18 protein-coding genes are annotated in these 18,858 nt (G+C 39.1%); 8 read left to right on the top strand and 10 right to left on the bottom strand.

Annotated elements, in window-relative coordinates; genetic code table 11:
* Window positions 1-140 precede the first annotated feature (140 nt).
* The 6 genes from ABDZ97_RS15505 to ABDZ97_RS15480 form a co-directional block, all read right to left on the bottom strand.
* The gene (locus ABDZ97_RS15505; protein ID WP_343789829.1) at window positions 141-587 is read right to left on the bottom strand and encodes a hypothetical protein; all 447 of its coding nucleotides are present in this window, start codon (window positions 585-587) and stop codon (window positions 141-143) included.
* 135 nt (window positions 588-722) lie between these two features.
* Window positions 723-1,169, bottom strand: coding sequence for a GNAT family N-acetyltransferase (locus ABDZ97_RS15500; RefSeq protein WP_343789826.1), 447 nt, complete (start codon window positions 1,167-1,169; stop codon window positions 723-725).
* An 86-nt stretch (window positions 1,170-1,255) separates the two neighbouring features.
* The gene (locus ABDZ97_RS15495) at window positions 1,256-1,684 is read right to left on the bottom strand and encodes an OsmC family peroxiredoxin (protein ID WP_343789823.1); all 429 of its coding nucleotides are present in this window, start codon (window positions 1,682-1,684) and stop codon (window positions 1,256-1,258) included.
* A gap of 102 nt (window positions 1,685-1,786) precedes the next feature.
* Window positions 1,787-2,614, bottom strand: coding sequence for an AraC family transcriptional regulator (locus tag ABDZ97_RS15490; RefSeq protein WP_343789820.1), 828 nt, complete (start codon window positions 2,612-2,614; stop codon window positions 1,787-1,789).
* Window positions 2,615-2,618: 4 nt separating this feature from the next.
* On the bottom strand, window positions 2,619-3,104 hold the full coding sequence (locus tag ABDZ97_RS15485; protein WP_343789817.1) for a GNAT family N-acetyltransferase: 486 nt from the start codon (window positions 3,102-3,104) through the stop codon (window positions 2,619-2,621).
* Between the two features lie 90 nt (window positions 3,105-3,194).
* Window positions 3,195-3,827 carry an NAD(P)H-dependent oxidoreductase gene (locus ABDZ97_RS15480; RefSeq protein WP_343789815.1) on the bottom strand — a complete coding sequence of 211 codons (633 nt, stop codon included), beginning with the start codon at window positions 3,825-3,827 and terminating at the stop codon, window positions 3,195-3,197.
* 99 nt (window positions 3,828-3,926) lie between these two features.
* Between ABDZ97_RS15480 and ABDZ97_RS15475 the strand changes: the two genes are divergently transcribed.
* Window positions 3,927-4,283 carry a winged helix-turn-helix transcriptional regulator gene (locus ABDZ97_RS15475; RefSeq protein ID WP_343789812.1) on the top strand — a complete coding sequence of 119 codons (357 nt, stop codon included), beginning with the start codon at window positions 3,927-3,929 and terminating at the stop codon, window positions 4,281-4,283.
* 2 nt (window positions 4,284-4,285) lie between these two features.
* On the opposite strand, the gene ABDZ97_RS15470 is transcribed toward ABDZ97_RS15475, so the two are convergent.
* Window positions 4,286-5,005, bottom strand: a complete 720-nt coding sequence (locus tag ABDZ97_RS15470) for an EI24 domain-containing protein (protein WP_343789808.1) — start codon at window positions 5,003-5,005, stop codon at window positions 4,286-4,288.
* A gap of 106 nt (window positions 5,006-5,111) precedes the next feature.
* On the opposite strand from ABDZ97_RS15470, the gene ABDZ97_RS15465 reads away from it, so the two are divergent.
* Window positions 5,112-6,797 carry an RluA family pseudouridine synthase gene (locus ABDZ97_RS15465; RefSeq protein ID WP_343789805.1) on the top strand — a complete coding sequence of 562 codons (1,686 nt, stop codon included), beginning with the start codon at window positions 5,112-5,114 and terminating at the stop codon, window positions 6,795-6,797.
* On the opposite strand, the gene murB is transcribed toward ABDZ97_RS15465, so the two are convergent.
* Window positions 6,794-7,801 (bottom strand): UDP-N-acetylmuramate dehydrogenase, encoded by a 1,008-nt coding sequence (gene murB / locus ABDZ97_RS15460; RefSeq protein ID WP_343789802.1) that lies wholly within the window; start codon window positions 7,799-7,801, stop codon window positions 6,794-6,796. The genes ABDZ97_RS15465 and murB overlap by 4 nt on opposite strands.
* Before the next feature lie 197 nt (window positions 7,802-7,998).
* On the opposite strand from murB, the gene ABDZ97_RS15455 reads away from it, so the two are divergent.
* Both ABDZ97_RS15455 and ABDZ97_RS15450 read left to right on the top strand, forming a co-directional pair.
* Window positions 7,999-9,108 (top strand): tetratricopeptide repeat protein, encoded by a 1,110-nt coding sequence (locus ABDZ97_RS15455; RefSeq protein WP_343789799.1) that lies wholly within the window; start codon window positions 7,999-8,001, stop codon window positions 9,106-9,108.
* Between the two features lie 26 nt (window positions 9,109-9,134).
* Window positions 9,135-11,204: an OmpA family protein gene (locus tag ABDZ97_RS15450; protein WP_343789796.1), complete on the top strand. Its 2,070-nt coding sequence runs from the start codon at window positions 9,135-9,137 to the stop codon at window positions 11,202-11,204.
* Window positions 11,205-11,264: 60 nt separating this feature from the next.
* Here the strand turns inward: ABDZ97_RS15450 and ABDZ97_RS15445 are convergent, their stop codons facing one another.
* Window positions 11,265-12,683, bottom strand: coding sequence for an ArnT family glycosyltransferase (locus ABDZ97_RS15445; RefSeq protein WP_343789793.1), 1,419 nt, complete (start codon window positions 12,681-12,683; stop codon window positions 11,265-11,267).
* Between the two features lie 222 nt (window positions 12,684-12,905).
* On the opposite strand from ABDZ97_RS15445, the gene ABDZ97_RS15440 reads away from it, so the two are divergent.
* Window positions 12,906-13,292, top strand: a complete 387-nt coding sequence (locus ABDZ97_RS15440; RefSeq protein WP_343789790.1) for a hypothetical protein — start codon at window positions 12,906-12,908, stop codon at window positions 13,290-13,292.
* On the opposite strand, the gene ABDZ97_RS15435 is transcribed toward ABDZ97_RS15440, so the two are convergent.
* Window positions 13,289-15,565 carry an ATP-dependent helicase gene (locus ABDZ97_RS15435; protein ID WP_343789787.1) on the bottom strand — a complete coding sequence of 759 codons (2,277 nt, stop codon included), beginning with the start codon at window positions 15,563-15,565 and terminating at the stop codon, window positions 13,289-13,291. The genes ABDZ97_RS15440 and ABDZ97_RS15435 overlap by 4 nt on opposite strands.
* Before the next feature lie 301 nt (window positions 15,566-15,866).
* On the opposite strand from ABDZ97_RS15435, the gene rpsL reads away from it, so the two are divergent.
* Genes rpsL through fusA form a run of 3 tightly spaced genes read left to right on the top strand, consistent with a single transcriptional unit; the run spans window position 15,867 to window position 18,853 of the window.
* Window positions 15,867-16,244: a 30S ribosomal protein S12 gene (rpsL, locus tag ABDZ97_RS15430; protein ID WP_343789784.1), complete on the top strand. Its 378-nt coding sequence runs from the start codon at window positions 15,867-15,869 to the stop codon at window positions 16,242-16,244.
* 18 nt (window positions 16,245-16,262) lie between these two features.
* Window positions 16,263-16,733 (top strand): 30S ribosomal protein S7, encoded by a 471-nt coding sequence (gene rpsG / locus ABDZ97_RS15425; RefSeq protein ID WP_343789781.1) that lies wholly within the window; start codon window positions 16,263-16,265, stop codon window positions 16,731-16,733.
* 14 nt (window positions 16,734-16,747) lie between these two features.
* Window positions 16,748-18,853: an elongation factor G gene (fusA, locus tag ABDZ97_RS15420; protein WP_343789779.1), complete on the top strand. Its 2,106-nt coding sequence runs from the start codon at window positions 16,748-16,750 to the stop codon at window positions 18,851-18,853.
* The last annotated feature ends 5 nt before the right edge of the window (window positions 18,854-18,858 follow it).

The following is an 18,858-nucleotide window of genomic DNA, read 5'->3' as shown; positions in this document are numbered from 1 at the left end:
ATTACACAGAGCAAAAATACGTCATTTATTTCTAGTAGGCAATTGCAAAAAAAAAGAGATGGTTAAGTGTTTGGTTAGGAGGATATTATTTAATGCTTGTCGGTTCTAATATCTGACCGACAAGCATAGAGTACTAATCTTTAAGGAATAAAGGTATTGTAACCAAGAGCATTTAGTTCATACATGCGGATATATGCATTAGGTATTATTTCTACGTTATCCGGAATGTCCGACCCGGTCATATCAAAAAAGTTTAATGCAACATTACAAATAGTGATCTTTAGTTTACCTTTTACCTGTTTGCTAATTAGTTCAGCCAATTCTCCACCGTTTTTTAACTCAGAAACAACTTTGCCCCAAACTACAATTTCGAAGTTATTGACAGTGACTCCGCTGGTTTCAAACTGATGAAAGAGTTGAATAGCTGCTTTGAGATGTTTCTCAGTCGATACCCCCATCGCATAATCCGGAGTTTTACTAAGGGTTTTAACTGTTTTTGTGGAAATAGTGTTTGTTTGCTCCTGTGCGAAGGAGGAAACAGATAAAGAGGTGATCCCGATGAATAATACAATGACTCTTTTTAACATATTGCTTTGTGTTTTTGTGAAGTGCAAAGTTAGGAAGGATAACAGGGGCGAAATGTAACTAGTGTTACAGATATTATGTCGGTTTATTAGCATATAAAAAAGCAGGAGGGATAGAGTCTCATTCCCTCCTGCTTTTTATTTCCACCAATGATAGTAATTGTGTAATTCATCCACTTCGAAACCGCATCGGGGATACAAATTGTTTCCAACCAAATTTGTTTTTTCTGTTTCCAGCATTAATCCACATGCATCTGTTTCTATGCACCATTGTTTACTCGTGTCAATTAATGAAACGGAGATTCCTTTTCCACGATAGTCGGGGTGGACAAATAAATCACTCAACAACCATTGTTTTTGTAGTTTGATATAGTGAAATAACTTATAGAGTTGAACAAACCCTACAGCTTTTCCGTCTGTAAAAGCCAGAAAAATGTCTGATTCATTATTGAGAAGCCGTTCTTTTAAAAAACTTCTCCCTTTTTCATAATTTGATTCCTGTCGGTAGAAGACCCGGTATTGATTGAACAGATCTGCTGCCTCCTCAAGATCTTCCAGACTTGCTTTTTTAATTGTATGTTTCATAATTCTGCAAATTTTAACTGATGTCAAAAGTAGAATGGAAGAAAGCGTTGTTTGTCATCCAGTTTCAGGATAAATCGGTAGTCCAATTATTCATTTTGTGAGTGTGAAAAAAGTTCAGAGGTAATTGAAACTGGATAGTTAAAAGCTCTTCCGATCGGACACAATTCTTTTGCTTCTTTAATCAGTCTAGTAAACTCATCCTGAGATATATCAGAAATACTCGCGTTTACATGTAATGTAGCATGACTGACTTGATCTCCACTGTAAGTGATAGTGCATTCCGTTGTGATAAAGTTGGCTTCAAGTCCATTTTGTGACAAAATCATTGCAAAAGTCATGTTAAAACATGCAGTATGGGCTGCGGCAAGAAATTCTTCAGGTACACTTGTCCTTTTGTTGGGGTGTTGTTCCGAAAAGTGATATCCGGTTTCATGAAGCAAGGGGTTCTTGGAAGTAAAATGCCCTTTACCTGTCTTTAGACTTCCTTTCCAGTGAGCACGAATATTAGCTTGCATATTGATATATTTTAGTTTGATGCAAAACTAAGTGAACAGTATTGGATAAAATGGTAGATAAAAGAGAGTTTACTGGACTTTTATCTCTTCATCAGAAGAATACTATTTATAACGTTCCTGATATGCTTTTCTAAACTGAAGGGGAGTTGATTGAGTTTGTTGTTTGAAATACCTATTGAAATAGGAAGCGTCACTATAACCGAGCTTAAAAGCTATTTCTTTTACGCTTAAAGTAGTATGAACAAGAAGTTTTTTTGCTTCAAGAATAATTTTTTTTGCTAAAATACATCCAGGAGAAGTCCCATAATTTGTAGAAATGTACTTGTGAAGTGTTTTTGTACTGAGGTTCATTTTTTCAGCATATTTATGAATGTTGTGAATTTGACAATGATATTTGTCAACAAGTACACTAAACTGTCTGGATATTTCTTGTTCACGTGTTAGCTGGGGCAGTTTATTCCCTTCTAATTTCACCCATTCTCTTGTACATTCAATAATAATATACTTTATCAACAGCCTGATTTTTTCATTTGTCCAGAAATCTTTTGATTGCATTTCCGACTGAATTTCCTGGAGTATAAATTGAACTTTTGACCCTACTGTTTCAGTGAGAGGGATAGAGGTAGTTGAGAATACATTACTATATAGGATTCCGTCGCAAGCTAATTCGTTATCATGTATTTCAATACAATAAAAATCAGGGTCAAAGAACAGAAGTACTCCATTTGAGTCCTGAAATGTAAAGTGCTGGTTCGGATTAATAAAATAAACGGTATCGCTTTTGCATATATACCAGTCGAAATCTATGAGTAGTTTACTACCTTTTTTCAGAAGGACAACTTTGTTATAAGGATAGAGTTTTTTTATTTCAGAGCGGGAAGAGGAGAGCCTTTCAACTGTTTGAATACCATAATTTAATTTCTGATCCATTTTTTTATAGAAATGTGTCTTTTCGCCTATTCATTATGCGATATCGAATAAATTCTAAACCTTCGATGATAATTATACTTTCTTGTTTAAATCCTAGTCGAGATAGACCGTTAACGTTTGTTCTCGTGGTAGGAAATAAAAGAGTAATGGAGGTTAAGCAGAGATCATTAAAGGCATAATCAATAATTCGTTTGTAGATCTCGTTTCCGTATCCCCAAAAGTCAGGGTGTAAAACAAGCGCTATTTCTGTATTGGTGTTTTCAGGCTGTAATCCTCCCCAGCCAATGAATCTTTCCTGAACTGTAAATGCCCATGGACCATAACCGTAATCAGACCATAACTCTTCTTTTTTTAAGATGAAATCAGTATAGTCTTTTTCTGTGAAGGTATTAGTGAGTAAAGGCATCTGACGGCGTACTAACGGGTGGTTCATCAGTTCGATAATCGCTGTCGATGATACTTCAGTCAGCCTTGTGAATTTAATATCCATTATCCTAAAACAAACGCAATAGAGTGATAAAGATATACAAAACGGGGAATACTATTGCGTTTGTTTTAACAGATAACGATGAACTATTCTTTAATGAATTTCAGTAACAAATTCTTCGATGGGTAACCGGACTTTCTTTTGCTTGGCAAGAAAATCATTTTCTTCGTCCCGGTATCCCAAAGAGAGAAGTAAAACACTTTTTAGTCCTTTTTTCTTTAGTTGTAACAACTCATCCAGTTTCGCAGGATCAAAACCTTCCATAGGAGTAGCATCTATATGGAGATTCGCGGCTGCGATCATCGCTGTTCCCAAAGCAATATAGGCTTGTTTTGCAGACCAGTTAAAGTTTTCTTCATTACTTCGGGTTAGAAGTGTTGCTTCAAGCGCATTTTTGTAATCGGCTAATTGTTCCTCTGGAATATTTCTCTCTGTTGCCATGAGACGAATCATAGCACCGATTTGTTCTTTTGAAATCGAGTCAAATGCGGCGAATACTAATAAATGGGGAGCTTCTGCTATTTGTGAGTTGAAGGAACTTTTAGCTAACTCTTGCTTTATTTCAGAGTTGTTAATTAGGAATACACGATACGGTTGTAACCCCGTTGAGGAAGCGGATAGTGAAATTGCCTGAATAATCTCTTGCAATTTCTCATTATTCACAACTAAATCCTTGTTATACTTTTTAACGGCGTATCGCCAATTTAAGACTTCTAGTAAATCCATTCTAAAATTATTTTTTTGCAAAGTTCAATATTTCTTGTTTACTTTTGTCACTAGATTTCAAAAAGTAATAGTTACTTTTGGGTAACAAAGGAACTTGCTATGGATAAGAAAGATGTTCAGATTCGGTCGTGTGAAAAGAAGGTTATGGCAATAAATGATGCGATGTATGTCCTTGGAGGAAAATGGACAATTCACATCATGACGTCTCTGTATTATGGAAAAAAGAGGTACTCGGATATTCTGGAAGATATTGATGGTATTTCCGGAAAGATGTTAAGCCGGTCGCTGAAGGAAATGGAAATTAATATGCTGATTAGTCGGGTTGTGAAAGATACCCGCCCCATAACCGTACAGTATGAACTTACTGAGTACGGCAAAAAGCTGATTCCTGTAATTGATAAATTAGCAGAATGGGGGATGGAACACCGTAAAAAACTGGCAGGTCGTGATGAGTAAACTTATGAAGGCGACTGGTTGTGAGAGGGTGTGTTACCTTGTACTTCTTTAACGTGCCATATTGAGGTGGCAAGAAGGGTAATCAGAAATGGTGCAGCTAACGCTCCCAGATAAGGGATATAGAAGATAGCAGAAAAGAGAGCCCCTAAACCAAGCATCACCCACGAATTTTTTACTCCGTATTGCCAGCTTTTCCCAATGGAATACTGGTAGCGTTCCAACGCGTAGTCCATATATGCGAATCCAATAAAAAAGGCGTTGACTAGAAACATAATGTAGGGCGTCAGAAAACCTAGTCCTACAATCCATGCAAACATATTCCATACCAGATAAATAATAAAAAAGAAGAAAAAGGCTGTCGTGACAATCATGATTGTTCGTAGCAGGTCTTTCAGAATACGGGTAAGTCCACCATCGAATTTAGCTCCTGAAAGGAAATTGTCAGCTCTTTCTGCAAGAATAGCCATTACTGGAGACAGTAAGGTGATCATGATGAATTGATAAAAAGAATGTACGATCCATTTTCCTGATTCTTCTATCGTATGCATAAGACGAGACCACCAACCGGCATCTGCCGGAAGAGAATCAGTTGGGTCTAACCATCCGAAAATCCACTGAAAAAAAAGGTAGCTTAATGTGATTAAGGCTCCGGGAATCAGAAATAAATAGAGTTTTTTATACTCCAGAAGACGTTTTAAAACATCAAAGGATTGTTGGATCATGTCTGTTTAGAATTGTACTTCCGCTAAAATAATAAAAATGGGAATCAGATCGTAAACTCTTTTTGAAGGGAGAGGAATACTTCCTGAATTGAACTAAATTTGCAGGATGGAAGAAAGGGATGAGTGTTTTCATGAATTCAGGGAAAATATTTCAGGGGTAAATGTACCGGAAAGTTTTACTTATCCTTTTTACTATGTTCCGCATATACTGGCGCAGAAAGCAGCCGAACAATTACAGGGGTATCTGAAAGAACTGTCTGTAAAATCAGATCATAACTTTGGTATTATTCCGGGAAAAGAGGGGTTAGTCATAGGGAAAATGTTTGGTGTCCTGGTGGTGGAAAATCAACAGGGTAAATTAGGATTTTTATCTGCTTTTTCAGGAAAACTTGCCAACTCTAATACACATAAAGGTTTTGTTCCTCCGATTTTTGATATGTTGCAGAAGGATGGTTTTTTCCGAAAAGAAGAAGAGGTGCTGAATGCTTTGAACCGGGAGATTGAATTACTGGAGACTTCGGAATACTTGAAAAAACTGCAGGGGATTCTTGAGCAGACAACACAAAACAGAGACCAAAAACTGAAAGAAATAAAAGGCGAGTTAAAGGCCGCAAAACGTCAGCGGGATCAGCGTCGTAAAGAGATAAAGGAGCTATCAGAAATTACCCGAGAGGAAATCGAGGAAGAGTTGCGACAGGAAAGTATCCGAGGGCACTATATACTAAAGGATCAGACACTGTATTGGAAGGGGGAGATTGAGAAGTCAGAGAAAAAGTTGGATGACTTTCTACAGGAAATAGAAATGCTGAAAAAGGAGAGAAGGGAGCGCTCCTCTCAATTGCAAAAACAGTTATTTGAGCAGTACAACTTTTTTAATGGTTGTGGGGAAACGAAAAATGTAATCGATATCTTTTTACCTACGGCTGCAGGAACTCCTCCGGCAGGGACAGGAGAGTGTGCAGCACCCAAACTTTTGCAATATGCTTTTGCGAACAGGTACAAACCTGTTTGTATGGCAGAATTCTGGTGGGGTGCTTCTCCGAAATCTGAGGTGAGAGTACATGGAAATTATTACCCGGCTTGCCGGAGTAAGTGTGAACCTGTGCTCGGATATATGTTGGAGGGAGTGAAAACAGATCCTAATCCGATGTTGGAGAATCCTGCAGAGGGAAAAGAATTGGAGATCATTTTTGAAGATGAATACCTTGTCGTCATAAATAAGCCGCATGAATTTTTGTCAGTTCCGGGAAAAACGATTCAGGATTCGGTTTTAACACGATTGCAGGCACTTTATCCGGATGCAACGGGACCTCTATTGGTGCATCGTTTGGATATGTCGACCTCCGGAATTTTGCTGGCAGCAAAAAACGAACGGGTACATAAACATCTGCAGAGCCAGTTTATAAGAAGAAAAGTAGAAAAGCGGTATGTCGCTCTTCTGGAAGGTGAAATAAAAGAAGAACAAGGCGAGATCGAGTTGCCCTTACGTGTCGATTTGGATAACAGACCCCATCAATTGGTATGTTATGAGTTTGGGAAACACGCTTTAACCAGATACAAAGTACTGGAAAGAAAGAATGGCGTAACCCGAATTCATTTTTTTCCGGTAACGGGACGAACACACCAGTTGCGTGTACATGCTGCACACAATTCCGGACTGAGAGCTCCTATCGTGGGAGATGATTTGTATGGAACACGATCTGAACGACTTTGTCTGCATGCGGAATGGATTCGTTTTGTTCATCCGGTGACAAAAGACGTGATAGAAATTGAAGTTACTCCTGATTTTTAAATAATATTTACTTCTCTTTCAAGTTCAATTCCAAAGCCGGATTTTACGGAATCAATAATCTCCTGAGAAAGATTAAATATATCTTTTCCATTGGCATCACTATAGTTGACCAAGACAAGAGCCTGTTGCGTGTGGACACCATAATTACCAAAACGTTTTCCTTTCCACCCTGCTTTTTCAATTAACCATCCCGCAGGAATTTTTACTGAATGATCATCTACCGGATAAAGAGGGATTTCAGGATACTTGACTTTAATTTTTTCCAGAATAGCCTTTTCTACTACAGGGTTTTTAAAGAAGCTCCCCGCATTCCCGATCTCTGCAGGATTGGGCAGCTTACTTTGCCGGATACGTATTACAGCATCACTTACATCTTTTATAGTAGGGGAAGTTATGCCTGCTTTTTGTAATTCATCAGTAATAGCACCGTACCGGGTATTGACAATAGGTTTTTTGGACAGGCGGTACGTGACGTTGAGTAAGATGTACTGACCTTTAAGTTTTCGTTTAAAAACACTTTCGCGGTAACCAAATTGGCAGGATTCTGTTGTAAAAGTATGGATCTCACCGGTAGGTATATGATAGGCTTCCAATTCCTCAAAAACATCTTTAATTTCCACACCATACGCTCCTATGTTTTGCATAGGGCTTGCCCCTACACTCCCGGGGATAAGAGACAAATTTTCGATCCCTCCCCACCCTTTATCAATAGTGTAAAGAACAAAATTGTGCCAAACTTCACCGCCTCCTGCTTTTACATACACAAAGTCTTCATCTTCTCTTACTTTTTCAATCCCTTTCACTTCATTGCGAAGTACAGTTCCATTGTAAGATTGGGTAAAAAGTAAATTACTACCACCGCCGAGGATAAGGAAGTTTTCCGTCGGTAGGTTCTGTAACAAAAGACGGAGCCTGTCTGTTGAGTCAAAAGAAGCAAAATACTTTGCAGTCACATTTAATCCAAAAGTGTTATAGGGCTGAAGCTTTGTGTCTTGTTGGAACATAAACGTCTTTTTTTGACAAAAATAGGAGGAACGAAGAAGGAAAATGAGGTTGTCAACTAATTCTTATTAAGAATTTACTTTTCAAAACCTCAATGTGTGAAATAGCTGTTCCTGTTGAAAACTTAATCTCCCGTTTTTAAATTATTCTCTTATTTTTATAATCCCACGGAAATAAATACGAACTAAAAACTACTGATGTGAAGAGAAAAAATTTGCTGATGTTCGGAGCCGTTTTGGCATTCGGACAGATGGGGTACGCTCAGGGAGGACAGGAAGTTGAGCTGACCCCCAGGGAACAGGCCTACCGGGATTCTATTACTGCATTGAACGAAACAAATGCCGCTATTGCTCAGTCACAGGAAGCCTATAACAAAGGGATTTCTTTTTTTGAGAAAAAACAATATTCAGAGGCGATAAAAGAGTTTGCCAAATCTGTTAGTGCAGATCCGAATTTTACGGCAGCGTATTATAATAAAGCTGTTGCAGAGAATGAGGCCGGTAAATATGATGATGCAGTAAAAACATTGAATGCATTGGTTGAGAAAGATCCCGGGTACACAAAAGCGTATTTCCAGCGGGGAAGAGCTTATCAGGGGAAAAATAAATACTCAGAAGCAGAGAAGGATTATGAAAAATCAGTAGGCTTAAACCCGAAAGATGATAAGGCGTGGTATAATTACGCAACCCTCCGTTTTCTTCAGCAGGACTACGATGGTGCGATTACCATGTTTGATAAAACGATTGAACTTAAACCTGATTTCGCGTATGCTTACAATGATAAAGGAAGTTGCTATCGAATGAAAGGTGAATATGCAAAAGCTGTTGCGCAGTATGATCTTGCGTTAAAGAAGAACCCAAACCTTGTTTTTGTCCTGAATAATCTGGGAACAACAAAAAAGAATATGAAGGATTATTCGGGTGCTATGGCAGCTTTTAACCGGGCGCTTAGTATTGATGCTAACTTTTACCTTGCGTTGAATAATAGAGGAGCAACGCAAATGGAGCAGGGAAGATTAGATGATGCAAAGTCTGATTTTGAAAAAGCGTTATCTATCAAGAAAGATTATGTTCCTGCGTATTCTAATCTTTCTGCTTTGATGTTTAAGAAAAAGGACTACGCAAAGTCTAAGGAGTATGCAGACAAAGCCATCCAACTAAACAAAGAATATGGATCGGCTTATGTAAACCGGGGAATGGCAAATGAAATGTTGCGTGATATGTCTTCTGCTTGTGAAGATTGGGAAAAAGCCAGTCAACTTGGAGAGTCAGCCGGAAAAATGTATAATTCTACAAATTGCGGATTTTAATTCCTGTATCAAAAACGAACAAAGACATGATAAAATATAAACTATTATTTCCTGTACTACTACTTCTTGCAGGAACAATACATGCCCAAAATGTTGAATTTAAATCCGGAAACTTTAAGGATGATAAGGATGGATTTAAAAATGCTACGGAGGCAATTAAAGCTGGAGATGCATATTTTGAGTTGGCAAATCAGGCGATTTTTGAAACCCGGGAACCTGGTTTTAACTTTCATCTGGCATTGAAAGAGTATGAAAAAGCACAGACTTTTAATCCGGATAATGCACTACTCAACTTTAAAATAGGAGCTTGTTATATTAACAGCACCTCGCCGTATAAAGGATTTGCGTTTATTCAAAAAGCAGATGAACTTGATCCTGCCTGCGATCCTTTCCTTCCGTACTATAAAGGAGTAATGTTACACTTACAGGGAAAATACCAGGAAGCAGTTAAATCGTTTCAGACTTTCGAGAATAATTACAAGAAATCAGATAACTTTTCGAAGTTCGTATCACAACGAAAAGGACAATGTAAGCACGGAGAACAGTACGAAAGAAACGAACTGAGAGCATGGGTGGACAATGTTTCGGTTTTAAATACGGAGTACGATGAAATAGCCCCTTCAATTACAACAGATGGAGCCGAGATTGTTTTTTCATCAAACCGTCCGAATAAGAATACGCCGAATGAAATAGGTGGATACGATATGGATATCTATAGCTCGACTTCTGTTGAAGGAGAGTGGCAGAAAGCTCTTCCGCTTAAAGGTTCTGTAAACACTGCTGCTGATGAGGTTTCCAATAACTTATATTACGACGGGACAAAAATGCTTATTCACCGCGATAATGGTGGACAATCTGATATTTATGAAACTTTTCTGAGAGGATTGGACTGGTCAGAACCCAAAGCAATGCATTACAATATCAATTCGAAGGCAAACGAGCGTTTTGCATCCTATGATTACGATAATTACCGCGTATATTATGCTAGGGATAATGCAAACCGATCAAACGGATTTGATATTATGGTGTCGGGTGTAGAGTCGTTTAAGGAAAAAACATTTGGAATGGGAGTTATGGTGAGTCCGGTTAATACCCGTTTCCACGACGGACCTGTTTTTCTTCATCTTGATGGGGAAACCATGTACATGGCTTCGGAAGGTCACGAGTCCATGGGAGGATACGATATCTTCGTGTCAAAAAAGGTAAACGGACAATGGACTAAGCCGGTCAATATGGGATACCCAATCAATACTCCGTATGACGATTTCTTTTTCGCCTCAACTGCTAATGGTAAATTTGCTTATATCGCTTCTAACCGTGATGGAGGAGCTGGAGGATTTGATATTTATAAGGTAACTTTTTGGGGACCGGAAAAACAACCTGCAGTTGTTACAGAGGATTACTTGTTGGCATCAATTATTATGCCGATGAAAGATGCTGAGGTAGAAGCTACTGTTGAAGTTAAAAAGAAGAGTTTGACGGTGTTCAAAGGAAAAACACTGGATGATATGACAGGAAAAGCAGTGGAAGCTGTGATCGAAATCACGGATAACGCTACAGGTAAGGTTATTCAGAATTTTACCACGAACAGTGCGACCGGAAAGTTTATTATTTCTCTTAATTCAGGAAAAAATTATGGTATCGCTGTTAAAGCAGATGGTTATTTATTCCATTCGGAGAATTTTGACATCCCGAACGGAAGTGCTGATAACCTGGTAGATAAAGAAATCCGGTTGAAAAACATTAAAATAGGAAGTAAAATTGCTCTACGGAATATTTTCTTTGATACTGGAAAATCTACATTGAGAAGTGAATCGAATGCCGAGTTAGAACGTCTTGTTAAGTTAATGAAAGATGTACCTCGCTTAAAGATTGAGATTTCAGGACATACTGATAATACAGGGTCAGCATCATTGAATGATAAACTCTCTCAGGAACGAGCTGAGGCAGTTGTAAACTATCTGAAGTCAAAAGGTGTTGCTGCAGACCGTATGACAGCTATGGGGTATGGTTCATCACGACCAATTGCTTCTAATGGTAATGCAGAGGGACGTCAGGAAAACAGAAGAACAGAATTTGAAATTAAAGCCAATTAGTAATCTATAGTAGATTGATTGTTGATAGGAAAAGGAGTTGCAGTTTTTGTAGCTCCTTTTCTAGTTTTGAATTTCTCTTTTGAATAGAAAGAACCGATCCGATATGTTCGGAACAGGTGTGAAAATCGGATCTTCAGGAAGGTCGCAGATCGAGTGATCAATAAGAAGAAAGTCATGCCTGAATTCCGGGTTGGCATCAAGACTTATTGAACCAAAACGTTGGAAGTAGGCATGTAGCCCCCAATCAGCAGTCATAGATGGACATACTGAGATCATTTTGTCGTTACCAATTGCTGTAATAAACTCCGGAAGAGGAGTGACTTTGTCTTTATCCTTTCCGGGTGTTCCAAAATAAGAAACAACGAATAGTATACCGGTTAGGAGTACTCCTCCGGAGAGGAATAGAGTAACACGTCTTCTCAGTAAGGAAGTATTCATTTGACGGAAGATGCTTTCAAAACTCGAATTCAGTAGAATCCCTCCTGCTAACGCGATAAGTGGATATACTGTTAAGATGTAAAATCCACTTTGTTTCATACTAACCATAATGGGTAAAACGCCTGCGAGTGCTACTGCTATAAGAAGTAGAGCATTTCTCTTTTGAAGAGAATCAATTTTACGGTAACTCTTTCTGGTAAAAAGGAAAAGTAATAACCCTATAAGGATAGGAGGGATCAACTCTGACAGAAAACGTTTTAGGATAAAAAAGCGGGAGTCAACAGTCTGTATGGAAGAGATACTTCTTACCACCTGCTTATCTAAATAAGTCGATAGACTGGTGTGCGCAGCATTTGAAAAGAAGTACAGAAGTAGAAGTGGAAGAAGTGCGCTTAGAAGTAACAAAAGACTTGTAAAGAGCATTTGAGAAAAACGTTTGTTTTTCAGAATCAGATAACTGAAGAAGGGAAAGCTGAGAGGGTATAACGCAACAAATCCTTTCGTTAAAAAACCTAACAGGAGCATAATTCCGGCGAGAATAACCCAGCCATAATTATTGCTTTTTTCGTAGTGAAAGAGAAATAAAACAGCCGATAATAGGAATATACTCATCGTGTTCTCCAGTACATTGTTCCCGCTCGCCCAAAAAACAACCGGGATAAACGACCATAATAGAAGAGGTCCCCAGGCCAGCTCTTTTTTAAATCCAAGTTGTTGCCAGATTGCACGAATAAGTAGTGCTATTACAAGGTAGGTGAAAAGAGAAAATAATTTATCTACTACCCAGCTATCACCTAATAGAAAATAGAACTTACTTTGAATCCACATCGCTAAAGGTGGGTGTTCGTTGAATTGCGGATACAGAGTTTGTGTAAATTGTAAGTCCCAGAAACTTCCCTTGCCAAGGTATAAATTGTGAGCAATAGCACTATAAATCATCCCGTCCATGAACATGCTTTTAACCCAGAGATAAGGAGCCGTTAGAATCAGAAATAATCCTAACCAAATTGCATATAATTTAGTTCCGGGGCTTAGTAGCATGTAAATGAATATTTCTTATTTCACGCGAAATTAGGTGAATTATTCCAAATAGTACAGGTAACGATATGGAAAGAGAAAAATTGTGATGATAAAATCACTTTTGTGTTACCCTAATCCTAATAGAGAGGGGGGAAGGTTAAGTCTTCTTTAAATGAGTTGATTACCCTTGATTTGCGACTTTTTGTGCACGTATATTTGCAGCGTCAAAACAAAAGAAGACAAATGAAAAAGAAAATTGCCTTTGCTTTACTCCTTGGAATGAGTATGAACCTACAAGCAAAAACCACTGTGTTTCCGGGTGGAGGTGAATCGGATGAAGTCATTAACCGTGTTACGTCGCGAATTGAAACAGATGGGAGTCTTACATTATCCGTTGATGTAATAGACAGCCTGTCAACCATAGAGGTTGGAATTACCGGCGATATTCAGGGATGGGCCACTTTGGCACTAACAAACTCCAAAGGTGAAGAGGTTTTCTTTCAGTTGATTGAAGATTCACATACTCCTTTGAGTATTTCAATTCCTACTGAAAACCTGAAAACTGGATTTTACTTTGTGCAATTAGATTGGGAACAGGAAATTCGTATCCTCAAGATTCGGATTGATTAATCCAGGATTTCCAATTTTGCAAATCGCATAAGTAAAACTTTCTGGCCGTGTTTTGGGAAAAATACGGTTACTTTTTTGTCGGGGTCTGCTCCTTCAATTTTTACCACTTTGCCTTTTCCAAATCGTTCGTGTTGAACATTGTATCCAACTTTGAGTGCTGCATTGGTTGCATTCGAAGATGGATTTGTTTTTTTAGTAGCTGTAGAAAGTGGGGTCATTTTCCCTGTTCTTCCCATGCTACTGGCTTCTCCTGATGAAACAGATCGCTTAGACAAACCGGAGTTATTAAGAGATTTTCCGGGACCTGAGGCATAGGGGCTTTCGTGCTGTAAAAATTTATCGTCAATTTCCTGTATAAATCTACTGGGTTCTGAGGTCGTTGCCTGTCCCCATTTGTACCTGCTCATGGAGTAACTCAACGTACAACTTGTTTCGGCACGGGTTAGAGCAACGTAGAAAAGACGTCTTTCTTCTTCAAGTTCGGTACGCGAATGAAGAGACATTTGTGAGGGGAACAAATTTTCCTCCAATCCTACAATATAAACGTAAGGGAACTCCAATCCTTTTGAGGCGTGAATAGTCATTAGTGTGACTTTATTTCTATCCTCTTCGCTTTCATTATCTGCATCTGTTAACAATGCAACATCAATCAGGAAATCACTCAAAGAAACAAGTACACCTTCTTCCTGAGAAACTGTGAATTCTTTGATACCGGCTAAAAGTTCCTGAATATTCTCATAGCGGGCAACACCCTCAGGTGAACGGTCATCATATAATTCTTTCAGTATCCCGGATGATTGTGCTATTTCCTGTGCAAGATCAAAGGCTGGAGTAGTTTCGAGTTTAATCCCAAAGCTTGTAATCATGGTGGCGAAAGCCTGCATCTTTTTCTTCGCTGCCGTATTCATAGAAACAGGGTACGTCTCAAAGTCAGAGATTACCTCCCAGATGGAAACACCATAGCGGTTGGCAGCGGCGGTGACTTCTTCCATTGAGGTATTTCCAATTCCTCTCCTTGGGTAATTGATTACACGTTTTAATGCTTCTTCATCTTTTGGGTTTGCAGCAAGACGATAGTACGAAATAATATCTTTTATTTCTTTTCGTTGATAGAAAGATAAACCTCCATAGATCTTATAAGGAAGATTTAGTTTGCGAAGTGCTTCCTCAAATGAACGAGATTGCGCATTGGTGCGGTAGAGTATTGCAAAGTCTTTATAATCGAGTCCCTTTGCCTTTTTTGCTTCGAAAATAGCGTTAGAGATTACTCTTCCTTCTTCATTATCCGTGAGTGTGCGTAATACCTTTATTGTATTCCCGTCTTCATTTTGGGTCCATACCTTTTTCTTAATCTGATCCTTATTATGAGCGATTATGCTGTTAGCAGCATCCACGATATTTTTAGTACTTCTATAGTTTTGCTCTAGTTTATACAGCTTATAATCCGGATAATCTTTTCTGAAGTTGAGTATGTTTTCAATATTGGCTCCCCTGAAAGCATAAATACTTTGGGCATCATCTCCAACCACACATATATTCTCATAAAGAGCGGCTAGTTTTTTTACAATCAGATACTGACTGTAATTGGTGTCCTGGTACTCATCAACAAGAATATAGCGGAAGCGATGCTGGTAAAAATTAAGGACATCAGGAAAGTCTCGCAATAAAACGTTGGTTTTGAATAGAAGATCATCAAAGTCCATAGCTCCTGCTTTGAAACAGCGGGCTTCATATTGTTTATAAATAATAAAGAGCTTTGGTTTTCCGCTCATGCGATCTTCTCCTACAATTTCTGCATTAGCTTCATATTGTTGGGGAGAAATAAGGTTGTTTTTGGCGGATGAAATCCGGGAATGTACTAAGCCGGGTTTATAGACCTTATCGTCTAATCCCATTTCTTTTATTATAGATTTTAAAAGACTCCTTGAGTCCTGACTGTCGTATATTGTAAAGTTGTTTGGATAACCAATTTTGTCTGAATGATAACGAAGAATCTTAGCAAATACGGAGTGGAACGTACCCATAGTAACATTTCGTGCCTCACTCTCACCGACAACATTTGCGATCCGTTCTTTCATTTCCCGCGCAGCTTTATTGGTAAAGGTTAGCGCCAGAATGTTAAAAGGATCCACCCCTTTTTCCATCAGATAGGCAATACGATAGGTAAGAACCTTTGTTTTCCCGGATCCTGCTCCGGCGATAACCATCATCGGACCGTCAACATGTGTAGCGGCTTCAAGTTGGTTTGGGTTTAACTCATTCAGAAAATCCATAATTACAAAGTTAATTATATTTGTAGCTGGGAGCCCGAAGATTAAGTGTTAAATAAAAAACATATTTGTTTTTTAATGTTTAATTATTAACATTTGGGTTGTAACTATTTGTTTGTCATGGGTTTTATGTGTTTGGGATGATGCTTTGTCTGAAAAAGAGGAAAGTTTTTTCACAAGCCCTTGTGAAAAAACCAAAAGAAAATCAACTGATTTATTGTGTACTAGCGAAAATTCTCTATCTTTGCACCCCTCAAAATGTGTTTTTGAGGCAAATAGTAATTATTAAAAGTTAAGAGGTAATATGCCAACTATTCAACAATTAGTTCGCAAAGGTCGCACGGCACCGGTGAAGAAGAGCAAGTCTGCTGCTTTGGATTCGTGTCCGCAGCGCAAAGGGGTATGTGTAAGGGTTTACACCACTACTCCTAAGAAGCCAAACTCAGCTATGCGTAAAGTAGCTAGGGTGCGTCTCACTAATGGTAAAGAGGTGAACGCTTATATTGGTGGTGAAGGTCATAACTTACAGGAACACTCATTGGTGTTGGTTCGCGGAGGAAGGGTAAAAGACCTTCCTGGTGTGCGTTATCACATCGTTCGAGGAGCTGAGGATACTGCCGGAGTGGAAGGTAGATCACAGCGTCGTTCTAAGTATGGAACAAAGAGACCTAAACAAAAATAATTTAAAGCTTTCTAAGAGATGAGAAGAAGAAAAGCGAAAAAAATTCCCATTCTGCCGGATCCGCGTTTTAACGAGGTGGTAGTAACAAAGTTTGTGAATAACTTGATGTATTCAGGGAAAAAAGGATTAGCCTTCAAAATATTTTATGACGCAATTGATGTTATAGAGTCTAAACTTGAAGGTGAAAGTGGTTTGGAAGTGTGGAAAAGAGCGTTGGATAATGTAACGCCAAACGTAGAGGTTCGTAGCCGTCGCGTTGGTGGAGCTACTTTCCAGATCCCTACCCCTGTTCGAGATAGCCGTAAGCAGTCACTTGCGATGAAGTGGTTGATCAGTTTTTCCCGAAAGAGAAATGAAAAATCGATGAGTGCAAAACTTGCTGCAGAGATTATTGCTGCTTCAAAAGAAGAAGGTGCTGCATTCAAGAAGAAAGAAGATACGCATAGAATGGCTGAGGCGAACAAAGCGTTCTCTCACTTCAGATTCTAAAAAAAAGAAAAGAAATGGCAAGAGATCTTAAACATACAAGAAACATTGGTATTGCTGCCCACATTGATGCGGGTAAAACAACCACAACAGAGCGTATCCTTTATTACTCAGGATTGAGTCACAAGATCGGAGAGGTTCACGATGGTGGAGCAACAACCGACTGGATGGAGCAGGAGCAGGAGCGTGGTATTACCATTACTTCGGCGGCTGTTACAGTAAAGTGGCCTTACAAAAACAACGAATACCACGTTAACATTATTGATACTCCCGGACACGTTGACTTTACAGTAGAGGTGAATCGTTCACTTCGTGTATTGGACGGTCTGGTTTTCTTGTTTTCAGCAGTTGACGGTGTAGAGCCTCAGTCAGAAACAAACTGGCGATTGGCTGATAACTATAATGTTCCTCGTATCGGATTCGTTAACAAAATGGACCGTTCAGGAGCTGATTTCCTTAATGTTGTTAAGCAGGTTAAGGAAATGTTGGGAAGTAATGCAGTTCCGCTTCAGTTGCCTATTGGTGCAGAGGATGACTTCAAAGGGGTTGTCGATCTTGTAAACTGGAGAGGTATTGTTTGGAACGAGGAAGATAAAGGAATGACCTTTACTGAAGTTCCGATTCCTGATGATTTGGTTGAAGAAGCAACAATGTACCGTGAAATGCTTTTAGAGCAGGTTGCAGAATTCGACGATACGTTGATGGAGAAATTCTTTGAGGATGCAAACTCTATCACGGAAGAAGAAATGTTGACAGCATTGCGTCAGGCTACTATCTCAGGAAAAATTATTCCTATGGTATGTGGTTCTTCTTTCAAGAATAAAGGAGTTCAGACCATGTTGGATTATGTTATGGCTCTATTGCCATCACCAATGGATCAGGAAGCAATTCAGGGTACTAACCCTAAAACAGATGAGCCGGCAGAGCGTAAGCCTTCTTATGATGAGCCATTCTCGGCTTTGGCGTTTAAAATTGCTACAGACCCTTACGTAGGAAGACTTTGTTTTGTACGTGCTTATTCAGGTAAACTACCTGCAGGGTCATACGTATTGAATACACGTTCAGGAAACAAAGAACGTATTTCACGTATCTTCCAGATGCATGCGAACAAGCAAATTCAGATTGATGAACTTGGAGCAGGAGATATTGGTGCAGTTGTAGGATTTAAAGATATCCGTACTGGAGATACATTGTGTGCTGAGAATGCACCAATCGTATTGGAATCAATGGACTTCCCTGATCCGGTAATCGGATTGGCAATTGAGCCTAAAACACAGGCGGATACAGATAGATTGTCTACAGGTCTTCAGAAACTTGCAGAAGAGGATCCTACTTTCCGTGTTCATACAGATGAAGAAAGCGGACAAACTGTTATTAGTGGTATGGGTGAGCTTCACCTTGATATCATCGTTGACCGTTTGAAACGTGAGTTTAAAGTGGAAGTGAACCAGGGAGCACCTCAGGTATCTTACCGCGAGAAAATCACAGGATCTGTTGATCACCGTGAAGTGTACAAAAAGCAGTCTGGTGGACGTGGTAAGTTTGCGGATATCGTTGTGGAAATCTCTCCATTGGAAGATCCAACGAAATCAGGACTTGAGTTCGTTAACAGCATCAAAGGTGGTAACGTTCCTAGAGAATTTATCCCTTCTGTTGAAAAAGGATTCAGAGACGCAATGTCTAACGGTGTATTGGCAGGATATCCTGTAGATTCATTGAAAGTTGAGTTGAAGGATGGATCTTTCCATGCTGTCGATTCAGATTCATTGTCTTTCGAAGTCTGTGCGAAAATGGCATACCGTAATGCATTGCCTAAAGCAAGACCAGTACTTATGGAGCCTATCATGAAGCTTGAAGTAGTTACTCCTGAGGAGAACATGGGTGATGTTGTTGCTGACCTTAACCGCCGTCGTGGTTTGATTAAAGGGATGGACGACAGAAATGGAGCGAAAGTAGTTAAAGCGGATGTTCCACTTTCAGAAATGTTCGGATATGTAACTCAATTACGTACAATTACTTCAGGACGAGCGAACTCCTCTATGGAATTCTCACACTATGAAGAATGTCCGAAGAGCGTTTCAGAGGATGTTATTGCTAAAGTTAAAGGAAAAATTACTGCTTAATATAA

This window comes from Wandonia haliotis (assembly GCF_039523435.1).
GTDB classification, from domain to species: Bacteria; Bacteroidota; Bacteroidia; order Flavobacteriales_D; family Crocinitomicaceae; genus Wandonia; species Wandonia haliotis.
This window is presented reverse-complemented; position numbering and strand designations above follow the sequence as displayed.